Here is a 10,213-nt window from a genome sequence, read left to right as displayed (position 1 = left end):
TCTACGACGAGGTGACCCGCTCCGGCGAGTTGCACGTCGTCGACGACTTCTTCCACGAGCTGCGCCGGTACGGGTGAGCAGCCGAATGTTCTGCTGTAATTGAGGAGGCCATCGTGTCTGTCATTTCCGTCCCTCAGGGTTTCAACGAGGATGAGCTCTACGTCGACCTCCAGTCGATCTTCGGGCGTTCGCTCTTCCTGAAGTGCGAGGGCTTCAACTTCGCCGGCTCGATCAAGCTAAAAGCGGCCTCGGAGATGGTGGAGGCCGCTGAACGCGACGGGCTCCTCAGACCGGGATCGGTACTGGTCGAGTCGTCCTCCGGGAACCTCGGCGTGGCGCTGAGCATGATCGCCGCGAGCAAGGGCTACGGGTTCGTCTGCGTCACCGACTCCCGCTCGAACCTCGCCACCCGGCGGCTGATGGAGGCACTGGGCAGCCAGGTGCAGATCATCACCGAACCGGATCCCGTCGGTGGTTTCCTGGGCGCCCGGATCGACTACGTCCGCTCGCTGTGCGCCTCGGACCCGCGTTATGTGTGGCTGAACCAGTACACGAACCCGGGTAACTGGAGGGCGCACTACCGCACAACAGCCCCGGCGATCGCCGACGAGTTCCCGCGGCTCGACGTGCTGTTCGTCGGGGCCGGTACCACCGGCACCCTGATGGGCTGCGCGCGCTTCTTCCGGGAGTGGCACCGCCCGGTCCGGATCGTCGCGATCGACAGCGTCGGGTCGGTGACCTTCGGTGGTGCACCGGGTCGTCGCATGATCCCCGGGCTGGGCACGGGTGTCCGCCCGGCGTTGCTCGACGAGTCCTACGTCGACGAGGTGGTGCTCGTCGAGGAGGCGGACACGATTCGTGCCTGCCACCGGCTGGCCCGCAGTGGGTTCCTGTTCGGCGGCTCCACGGGCACGGTCGTCAGCGGCGCGATGAGCTGGCTGGCCCAGCACGACGCGGGCGACCTCACCTCGGTGGCCATCGCCCCCGACCTCGGTGAGCGCTACCTCGACACCGTCTACCAGTCCAACTGGGTGCACGACCTCTACGGCGAGGACGTGCTCGAGGCCGCCGACGAGCTCACCGCCGGCTCCCGGTCGGCCTGATCCGCACCACCGACACGGCCACATTCGACCTCACCGAGGTCGCGCAGCCGCTGACCGCACCGGCGCGGTCCGGCTGTGCCGTGGTCGCCTCGGGCGCCCGCGAGCGCAAAGCTGTTCGATCGAGGCGTTCTACCGGCCGGCCAGGTCCGCGACCGCAGGTGTCGACCCCTCGGTGCAGGCCTGCGCGAGTACCTCGCCCAGCAGTGGTGCGAACTTGAACAGGTTCTCGCCGGACACCGCGAGGATCGCCCCGTTGCGGCGGAACTCGAACCCGTCGCCCAGGCCCGGTGTGGTGACGCAGTACAGCGTGTCCACGACGCGGGGGTCGACCGCGAGGTGCTCGCGCGCGTACCGGGCGACGGCGTCGCGCGACGCGGATGTCGCCGCGTCCCGGCCCGCTTCCCACGCCACCAGCCCGGGATCGATCGATCCCCCCACCGCCCACCGGCCTGGACCGGTCCGGTGCTGGTAGGTGGCCAGGCCGGCGGAGGGCTTGTCGATCCAGCACTGCCAGTCCACCCCCGGGTCGACCGGGAAGGTGAACCGCACGTGGTGGGCCAATGCGGGTGGGGTGTAGATGCCGACCTGCGCGGCGAGCGGCGATGTCCCGGTCCCGGCCGCCAGCAGAACCGCGTCGAACCGGTCCGTGCCCGCTGAGCTCCACACGGTTGCGCCGGTAGGGGTGGTCTCGAGCCCATAGACATGGTCCTGGACAACAGCGCCGCTGGTCACCCCGACCAGATGGGCCCGCACGGCGTCGACGTCGACCACACCACCCGACGGGTCGACCAACGCTCCGGACGGCCGCGTGCGCACCGGAAGCCGCAGCCGTCCCGACCCCCCGTCGACGATCTCGTGTGCTGCCCCGGCAGCGGCCATCGCGGCCGCCCATCCCCGCACCTGGTCCCCGCTGATCACACAGCCGCTCGGCGCGATCATCGCCGTGCGTGACGCCTCCTCCCAGCGGCCGAACCCCTCCCGGGCGGCCTGCGCGAGCCGCACCAGGTCCGCTGTGGGATGAGCCAGCCGGAAGATCCGTGACGACCCGGCCGAACGCTGGGCCATCGGCGGGCCCGCCCGCTCGTGACACACCACATCGACGCCGCGTCGCTGCAGTTCGGCGGTAGTGGACAGCCCGACCACGCCGGCACCGATGACCGCGACCCTCACTGAACCCTCCCGAGAACGATCCGAGCACACCGAGCCGTGATCAGGATGCAGCGATCCACATCGGATCGACAGTGGCTATGATCCACGCGCTCACGAGCGATGACCCAGGTGCGAGGCGCTGGAGGCGGGCCAAACCGAGCCGGTCACGCACCATCTGGTCACCCCGCACGCCAACGACGTCGGCAAACTGCAGGGCTTCTCTTCCACTGATCCACGACGACCAGCAGGGACCGACAACCCAGTGAACCAGAACACCGTGTCCACCGAGGCAGCAGAACCGGCCGTAGCCCAGGACCCGCGCCCCGTCACCACGTCGCCGGGTCTCTCGCCCGGCCGGTTGGTGACCAACGCGGTCGACATCCTGCTGCTCCTGGCCAGCCTGGCCTACATCATGGATCCCGACGACGCCGCGGTGGACTCCGCCAGCTTCGTCCTGTCGAGCGTGGCCTGGTTGCTGTTCGCCTTGTGTTACACCGGCATCCGGGTGTCCCGGGTGCGTCGGGCGCGACGCGGGGACGAGCGGTGGCCACTGCGACTGGCCGGCCGTCGCACGAGCTACCTCATCACCCTGGCCACGGCGATCACCCTGCTCGGTGCCGGGCTGAACATCGCAACGGTCGAAGGCTCCGACGAGAGCGTCGCCTTCGTCAAGGCGATCAGCGTCGTCATGGTGCTGCTGGCCTGGGTGATCCTGCACCTGAGCTACGCCGAGCGGTACGCCCAGCTGTACCTCAACAGCGACGACGCTCCGCTGTCGTTCCCCGAGACGCCGTCGCCGACGCTGCTCGAGTTCGTCTACTTCTCCTTCGCCATCGGCACGACCTTCGCCACCTCCGACGTCGATGTCCAGAACGCCCGCACCCGCGGGATCGTGCTCTGCCACGGGCTGCTCGGTTTCGTCTACAACACCGCGATCATCTCCATGGTGGTCGGTCTGCTCACCGGCAGCTGACCTCCGGACACCAACGCATCGACCGGCGGGCAGCCCACTCGTACGGGCTGCCCGCCCGCGTGTGTCAGGGCCGCTCGTTCCGGGCCGCGCACTCGATCGTCCGCGCGATGCGGCGCTGCCTCGTCTCCGGCCGCTTGGCCCGCGCGATCCACTCGAGAATCCCCCGCCTGGCCGACCGCGAGAACGCCTCGAAGTGCCGGGACGCGACCTCGTCGGCAGCGAGATGCTCGCGCAGGTCGTCGGGGACCACGCCGTTCTGCGCGTCGGCGAGTACCGACCACGTGCCGGTGCGCTTCGCGAGGTCGACGGCCGCCTGGCCGTGCGGGGTCATGAGCCCCTGCGCGGTCAGCTGTTCCACGAGCTGACGGTTGACGTTGCTCCAGGCCCCCCGCGGGTTACGGGGGCTGAACCGCTGTACCCACGACGTGGCGTCGAGCTTGCGCGCCAGGCTGTCGATCCAGCCGAAGCAGAGCGCCTCCTCGATCGCGTCGCGGTGACGGACGCCCGGCGGGCCGCTGCCCGCGTGCTGGATCACCAGCCAGACCTCGTCCGCCGTCTCGCAGTTGTCCTGCAGCCACGCCCGCCACTCCGCGCGGTTCGCTGCCCGGAACGTGCGCATGCCGGTCGCGGCGGCCACGGCGGTCACGCCGTCGTCCTGGCGGCGAGCACCTCGAGGTAGTGCGGGTTGTGCATGACGCCGAGGACGTTGCCGAACGGGTCGACCACCGACGCGGTCGTGAACCCTGATCCGTCACCGTGCTCGGTGATGGGCTGGTACTCGGTGGCGCCCATCGTGAGCAGCTTCTCCACCGTGGCGGCGAGGTCGTCGACGTGCCAGTGCATCACCGCGCCACCGGGGGTCGCGGAAGCGCCACCGGGGGCGTACCTGCGGTCGATGAAGCCGATCTCGTCCCCGTCGTCGCCCACCCTGAACTCGACGTACGCCGGTGCCGCCGGCGCCGGGGGGAAGAAGTAGTACGGCTCGATGCCCAGCAGCTCGGTGTACCAGTCCCGTGCCGCGGCCAGGTCGTCCGCGTAGAAGCTGATGGTGGCGAATCCTCGGAACATCGGTGCTCCCTGCAGTCGGGGCGGCCTCTCGCCGCGGTGAACACCGTCATCATGGGCCCGTGAAGTGCTCATCTCATGAGCACTTTGTCTGGGAGGATCGTGGCATGCGCGCCGATCGGCTGGTGGCCACGCTGCTCCTGATGCAGGCCCGCGGTCGGGTGACCGCGGCCGAGGTGGCGGCCGAGCTCGAGGTGTCGGTGGCCACCGCCCGCCGCGACCTGGAGGCGTTGTCCACGGCAGGCGTCCCCGTCTATCCCCAGCCGGGACGCGGCGGCGGATGGTCGCTCGTCGGGGGCGCCCGCACCGACCTCACCGGCCTCACCTCGGCCGAGGCGAGGGCACTGTTCCTGCTCGCGGGCCCCGCAGCAGCCGTCGACCCGCCGGTCCGGTCGGCACTGCGCAAACTCGTCAGAGCCCTGCCCGACACGTTCCAGGCCGAAGCGGAGGCCGCAGCCGACGCCGTCGTGGTCGACTCCACGCGGTGGGGCGAGCGTGACCGCGCACGTCCCGAGCGGGTCGACACCCTCCAGGAGGCCGTCGTCCGCCGCCGCAAGGTCTCGCTGGAGTACGAGAGCCGCGGGCACACGAAGACGCGGCGCCTCGTCGACCCGTGGGGACTCGTCGACAAGGACGACGTCTGGTATCTCGTCGCCGGCACCGAGAAGGGACAGCGGACGTTCCGCCTCGACCGGATCGTCGAGGCGACCGTCACCGACCTCGCGGCCGAGAGGCCCGCCGACTTCGAACTGTCACGCGAGTGGGAGCGGGTGGTCGACGAGGTGGAGCAGCATCGCTCACTCCTCTCGGCCACGGTGCTCATCTCCGCACGCCTGCTGCCGGTGCTGCGCGACCATTTCGGCCGGCACTGCGAGCCCATCGGCGCGCTCGACGACGGGCGCGTCCGTGTCCGCGTCGCGGCGCCCATGGCGATCTCGATCGCCGAGAAGATCGCGGGGTGGGGTGCCACCGTCGAGGTGGTCGAGCCGCCGTCCGTCCGGGCCGAGCTCGCCCGCCTGGGATCGGAGCTCGTCGAGCGCTACGGCAGTGACTGACGTCCCGGCGGGAATACGCCCTCGCGTGCCGTGGCTACTCCTGACATGACAACAATCGGACTGATCGGTGCCGGGCTGATCGGCGGCACCGTGGCACGGCTGGCCGTCGCCGGTGGCTACGACGTGGTGCTGAGCAACTCGCGCGGGCCGGAGACGCTCGAGGAACTGGTCGACGAGCTGGGGTCGCGCGCCCGGGCCGCCACGCCGGCCGAGGCGGCTGAGGCAGGCGACGTGGTCGTCGTGACCATCCCCCTGAAGGCCTACCGGAGCGTGCCGGTCGAACCGCTCGCCGGGAAGGTCGTCATCGACACCAACAACTACTACCCGGATCGCGACGGGCACTTCCCTGAGCTGGACGACGGCTCCACCACCAGCAGCGAGCTGCTCCAGAAGCACCTGTCGACCGCTCACGTCGTCAAGGGCTTCAACAACATCTTCTACAAGCACCTCCAGGCGCTGCCGCGTCCGGCCGGATCTCCCGAGCGCAGCCCGCTGGCGATCGCGGGCGACGACGCACAGGCGAAGGCGACGGTGACGGCGTTCCTCGACGGGATCGGTTATGACGCGGTCGACGTCGGCCCGCTCGCCGAGGGCTGGCGCTTCCAGCCCGGAACCCCGTCGTACGGCCCTGTCTACTCGGGCGGCGACCCGAACTTCATGGATTCGCCGGGCGTGCCCGCGAGTGCCGACACGCTCCGACGCGAGCTGGCAGCCGCGGAGCGTTGAGCCACGCCGGGGCGCGCCACTCCCCCGGACCAGCGGACCCCGGGGCGTCGTAGTCAGGGGTCATCTCCGTTCACCCATCCGGCGCAAGGATGGTTTCGAATCGGTCACAGAGCGAGTTCGTGGATTCGACCGAGCCTCGAACGGGGACAACTACTAGGCCGGGCCGAACTGTCGGCCCGCCATACGCTGGAGGAACTGTGACCGTCACCGGCATCATCACCGCGATCGTCATCGGGGCGATCATCGGGGCATTGGGTCGCCTGGTCGTTCCCGGCCGGCAGCCGATTCCCATCTGGCTCACCATCGTGGTCGGTATCGTCGCCGCATTCATCGGCACCTTCATCGCTCGCGCGATCGGCATTCCGACCGCTACGAGCGGTATCGACTGGCTCGAGTTGGTTGTGCAGGTCATCGTCGCCGCCATCGGGGTCGTCCTCGTGGCCAACCTCTACGGACGTCGCTCCGTAAGGCACTGACGCTCGTTCGACGCCGGGCCCATCCCATTGCGGGATGGGCCCGGCGTCATGCCCGGAGCATTTCCGGCAGAACGAGTCGGGCAACCTACAAGGTCACGGGGTGCCGGCGAACTCCTCGTGCAGCGCAGGCAGGAATGACGCGAGGTGGTTCATCTCGGCGGCGCAGTGGTGCAGGAGGGCGGCACCGAGGGTTTCCATGTCGGGTTGCGCGACGGCCGCGCGGCCGACGGGCGGGGTGGCCACCGCCGCGGCCGGCAGGTCGAGATGCTCCAGATGGTTCAGGAAGAACCGGCTCCGCATCTCGGCGCCGCTGTCGATGGGGCGCACCTGGTGCACGATCCAGCCGAAGGCGACCGGTGCGACGCTGAGGCCTACCCGGCCTGCGATGACCGTGGCGCCGGGGCGGGGGGCGTCGAAGCCGAGCCGGGCCGGATCGACGAACCGGATGGCGAGTGGGGTGAGGACGCCCCCGACGTACTCGTCGACGTAGGAGACGTTGTCCACGTATCGCTGCCGGTCGGTCAGGGTGGTGTCCGCACTTCTGGGTTCTCCGACTGCGGTGAACTGGTGCGCGTCGGGATGCCAGAGCTTGTACCGGCCGGACTCACAGCTGTGCCAGCCCATCCACCAGTCCCACATCTCGCCGGTCACGCCGGGCATTTGGGTGTGGACGGCGACGGTGACGACGCCGCTGTCGAGCCGCGTCCAGCCGGTCTCCATCTTGTGATGGCCGGGACGGGAGAGCATGCGGGCCGCGTCGGCGATGTCGTAGCCGTACTCGGTGGGCGCCATCCCGGCCAGGAGAACCTCTGGCACGTGCGGCTGCAGGGGAAGGGTGTCGGCCTGGAAGTACTTCGCGTACGGCCTCTCGCGATCCGCGTCCCGATAGCCCAGGTAGCGGCCCTCGACCGCGTAGGAGGCGGGTGCGGGTGCCTCGTCGGCACTGGTGGTCTCGTACGTGAACACGGTGCCCCCCGTCAGCAGAGACTGTACCGTTGAGTACAGTCTCTGCTGCAGGTTAGTACGCGAGGGGCCTCAGCGCCTCGACGCGTTGCCGCTACCGGGCCGACTGCACCTGGCGGTGCGGGAGCTTCCAGTCGGGCCGCACGAAGTGGCAGGTGTAACCGTTGGGGTACTTCTGCAGGTAGTCCTGGTGGTCCTCCTCGGCCACCCAGAACGGCCCGGCCTCGACTACCTCGGTGACGACCTTGCCCGGCCAGATGCCCGACGCGTCGACATCCGCGATCGTGTCGAGAGCGACGCGCTTCTGCTCCTCGCTCGTGTGGAAGATCGCGGAACGGTAGCTGCGGCCCACGTCGTTGCCCTGACGGTTCTTCGTCGACGGGTCATGAATCTGGAAGAAGAACTCCAGCACGTCCCGGAACGAGATCACGTCGGGGTCGAAGACGACCTCGACCGCCTCCGCGTGGTCGCCGTGGTTGCGGTAGGTGGCGTTCGGGGTGTCGCCGCCGGAGTAACCGACTCGCGTCGAGATCACTCCCGGGCGCTTGCGCAGCAACTCCTGCGCTCCCCAGAAGCAGCCGCCCGCCAGAATCGCCGTCTCAGTTGTCACCGTGTGGCCTCCTCGGTCACTAACAGCTGCTCGTCATAGCTGTGCTCTCGGCGTCGGTGCCCGACGCTCGTCTTTCCCGTCAACTCGTGCTTCGGTTCCCGAGTCCCGGGGCGCGGTCCACCCGATGGACGCTCTCGAAACAACGCCCCGGCCTCGGCCGATGTTCCGCCCTCACTCCGCGCGGGCGCCGGCCGAGAGGTCACCGGAGCTCCGCCGGGCGAGCAGCAGCCGCACGACGTAGACCAGCGCGGAGACGGCGAACAGCACCACCACCAGCCAGAGCCACCGGCCCAGGTAGGGCTGCTGGTCGAGGCCGGTGGCCGCCAGGTGCGTCACCCCGCCCTGGCGGATGATGCCGGGCAGGAACATCAGCAGGGTCAGGCCGGCGCCCAGCGCCGGGATCCGCACGTGGTTGACGACCGGAACGCGCGGGCGCGGCAGCCGGGCGACCGTCGCGGTGAGGAAGCCGTCGGCCGCCGCGTACAGCGGGAACAGCACCAGGTCGTGGATCACCGCGGCGCCGACGAACCAGGCGAGCACGGTGAGCAGCGCCGGGTCCCCGAGCAGGAACGACGCGGCGTAGGCGGCGACGGCGAAGGAGACCAGCAGCAGCGCGAGGTGCGCGGGCCGAGCGCCGTAGCGGGCGATGAACGTGCCCATCACGCGGCCCGGAAGTTGATCGAACGGACCCACTTCGTGCAGTGCACGCCGGGCAGGGCGGGGACGATGACCCGGGCCGGGAAGCCGTGGTCCGGGCTCAGATCGGCGCCGTTGACCTGCAGGGCCAGCAACGCGTCGGGATCGACGACCTGGCCGCCGGTCAACGTGACCCGGCCGAACGGGCCCGGGTCGAGCGAGTCGACGAAAGCCGAGCCCGGGTCGGGGACACCGGCGAGCGCGGCGAGGTCACGCAGCCGCACGCCCGTCCAGGTCTGGACGGTCGACCAGCCCTCGACGCAGGCGATCGGAAGGGTGGCGGTGTGCAACGGCAGCGAGCCGGAGCCGGCGAGCAGCATCGCCCGGTCGAGCCGCTGTGCGGCGGGGCCGCCGGTCAGGTCCAGCCGCCAGGCCGCACCGGTGGCGGCGGGGTCGATCGTCGCGGCAGCGGCGGTGCGGTTCACCGGATAGTCGTTGGCGGGTTCGCCGCCCGGCGTCCGGCTGCGGGGAAGCAGCAGTGCAAGGGGGCGCAGCGGGCCTCCGATCGTCTGCCCGGCCGTGAGCGCGGCGACGAACACCACGCCGCCGCCGACGAGGGCGAGCGCTCCCCTGCGGCTCATCGTGGGTGGCGCCGGGTCGGCGGGGACGAGCCCGATCTCACCGTCGGGCTCCTCGGGGCGGGTCTCGGCGAGGGGAGTGCGCAGTTCGGCGCGCAGGGACCGGGTGCGCAGGGACCGGAGCATCGTGGGCAGCTTGAGGGCGACGTGGGCGACGAAAGCCGCGATGAAGACCCATGCCCCCAGGTAGTGCCCGGTGTAGAAGCTGAAACCGAACACGTAGTCGTACTGGATGTTGAGCAGCCCGGTGACGATCTCGAACAGGATGCTGCCGACGAGCAGCAGCAGCGAGGCGCGCTCGAGCAGCTTCGCGGGCGTGCGGGCCGGAGGCCACTCGAACAGCTTGGGGATGACCGACCACAGTTTGGCCAGCACGACCGGGACGACGATGAGCCCGAGCCCGACGTGCAGACCCTGGGTCAGCCGGAACAGCCACGACGGGCGGGTCGGCCAGTCGAAGACGGGAAGGTGGAGCCACCCCACGTCGCCCGGGATGCTCTGCCCGGGGCCGTAGGCGACGTAGTCGAGCAGGCCGGTGATCACGACAAGGGGCAGCGCCGCGAGCAGCACGGCTCCGAACACCGAGGTCAGCCACGGTCCACGGAGAGGGCTGCGGAACCGGGGCATCGGCGGCCCTGTCCTCTCGCGTGGACGCGGGCGGACCTCTGGGCGTGTCATGGGATCCTCCGGTAAGTGGTGTGTGCGCTCCAGACCCTACGGCGGGCGACGCTCCGAACCGGTCGTGCGACAGGTCGGTAAGAAAGCCACAAGGGGCGCTCGCTCGGCGCCCCGCGGTCCGCCGCATCGGCGGGCGCGAAC

The 10,213-nt window shown here is 70.1% G+C and carries 12 protein-coding genes; 5 read left to right on the top strand and 7 right to left on the bottom strand.

Translation table 11 applies throughout. The features are described from left to right. The first annotated feature begins 113 nt into the window (after positions 1 to 113). Positions 114 to 1,103 (top strand): 2,3-diaminopropionate biosynthesis protein SbnA, encoded by a 990-nt coding sequence (sbnA, locus tag AC5L35_RS36770; RefSeq protein ID WP_495064383.1) that lies wholly within the window; start codon positions 114 to 116, stop codon positions 1,101 to 1,103. 129 nt (positions 1,104 to 1,232) lie between these two features. On the opposite strand, the gene AC5L35_RS36765 is transcribed toward sbnA, so the two are convergent. Continuing rightward, entirely contained in the window at positions 1,233 to 2,273 is a 1,041-nt protein-coding gene (locus tag AC5L35_RS36765) for an FAD-dependent oxidoreductase (protein WP_495064382.1), read from the bottom strand. Positions 2,274 to 2,514: 241 nt separating this feature from the next. Between AC5L35_RS36765 and AC5L35_RS36760 the strand changes: the two genes are divergently transcribed. Beyond that, positions 2,515 to 3,225, top strand: a complete 711-nt coding sequence (locus tag AC5L35_RS36760; protein ID WP_495064381.1) for a DUF1345 domain-containing protein — start codon at positions 2,515 to 2,517, stop codon at positions 3,223 to 3,225. A 64-nt stretch (positions 3,226 to 3,289) separates the two neighbouring features. Here the strand turns inward: AC5L35_RS36760 and AC5L35_RS36755 are convergent, their stop codons facing one another. Continuing rightward, entirely contained in the window at positions 3,290 to 3,871 is a 582-nt protein-coding gene (locus tag AC5L35_RS36755; protein WP_495064380.1) for a YdeI/OmpD-associated family protein, read from the bottom strand. Next, complete coding sequence (locus AC5L35_RS36750; RefSeq protein ID WP_495064379.1) at positions 3,868 to 4,293, bottom strand: VOC family protein; 426 nt, start codon at positions 4,291 to 4,293, stop codon at positions 3,868 to 3,870. The genes AC5L35_RS36755 and AC5L35_RS36750 overlap by 4 nt, the downstream gene beginning before the upstream one ends. 104 nt (positions 4,294 to 4,397) lie before the next feature. Between AC5L35_RS36750 and AC5L35_RS36745 the strand changes: the two genes are divergently transcribed. From AC5L35_RS36745 to AC5L35_RS36735, 3 genes are all read left to right on the top strand, one after another. After that, entirely contained in the window at positions 4,398 to 5,345 is a 948-nt protein-coding gene (locus AC5L35_RS36745) for a helix-turn-helix transcriptional regulator (RefSeq protein WP_495064378.1), read from the top strand. A gap of 45 nt (positions 5,346 to 5,390) precedes the next feature. Further along, positions 5,391 to 6,071 (top strand): NADPH-dependent F420 reductase, encoded by a 681-nt coding sequence (locus AC5L35_RS36740; RefSeq protein WP_495064377.1) that lies wholly within the window; start codon positions 5,391 to 5,393, stop codon positions 6,069 to 6,071. 197 nt (positions 6,072 to 6,268) lie between these two features. Beyond that, a complete protein-coding gene (locus AC5L35_RS36735) occupies positions 6,269 to 6,547 on the top strand; it encodes a GlsB/YeaQ/YmgE family stress response membrane protein (protein ID WP_495064376.1) in 279 nt (92 codons plus the stop codon). A 93-nt stretch (positions 6,548 to 6,640) separates the two neighbouring features. On the opposite strand, the gene AC5L35_RS36730 is transcribed toward AC5L35_RS36735, so the two are convergent. The 4 genes from AC5L35_RS36730 to AC5L35_RS36715 form a co-directional block, all read right to left on the bottom strand. Then, entirely contained in the window at positions 6,641 to 7,513 is an 873-nt protein-coding gene (locus tag AC5L35_RS36730) for a DAPG hydrolase family protein (protein WP_495064375.1), read from the bottom strand. A 91-nt stretch (positions 7,514 to 7,604) separates the two neighbouring features. Further along, positions 7,605 to 8,120, bottom strand: a complete 516-nt coding sequence (msrA, locus tag AC5L35_RS36725; RefSeq protein ID WP_495064374.1) for a peptide-methionine (S)-S-oxide reductase MsrA — start codon at positions 8,118 to 8,120, stop codon at positions 7,605 to 7,607. A gap of 171 nt (positions 8,121 to 8,291) precedes the next feature. Further along, positions 8,292 to 8,813 carry a hypothetical protein gene (locus tag AC5L35_RS36720; protein ID WP_495064373.1) on the bottom strand — a complete coding sequence of 174 codons (522 nt, stop codon included), beginning with the start codon at positions 8,811 to 8,813 and terminating at the stop codon, positions 8,292 to 8,294. Continuing rightward, the gene (locus tag AC5L35_RS36715; RefSeq protein ID WP_495064372.1) at positions 8,780 to 10,021 is read right to left on the bottom strand and encodes a molybdopterin-dependent oxidoreductase; all 1,242 of its coding nucleotides are present in this window, start codon (positions 10,019 to 10,021) and stop codon (positions 8,780 to 8,782) included. The genes AC5L35_RS36720 and AC5L35_RS36715 overlap by 34 nt, the downstream gene beginning before the upstream one ends. Between the last annotated feature and the right edge of the window lie 192 nt (positions 10,022 to 10,213).

Source organism: Pseudonocardia sp. OZ21, assembly GCF_059359135.1.
Note: the sequence above shows the minus strand (reverse complement) of the source record. Positions and strands in the feature narration are given on the sequence as shown.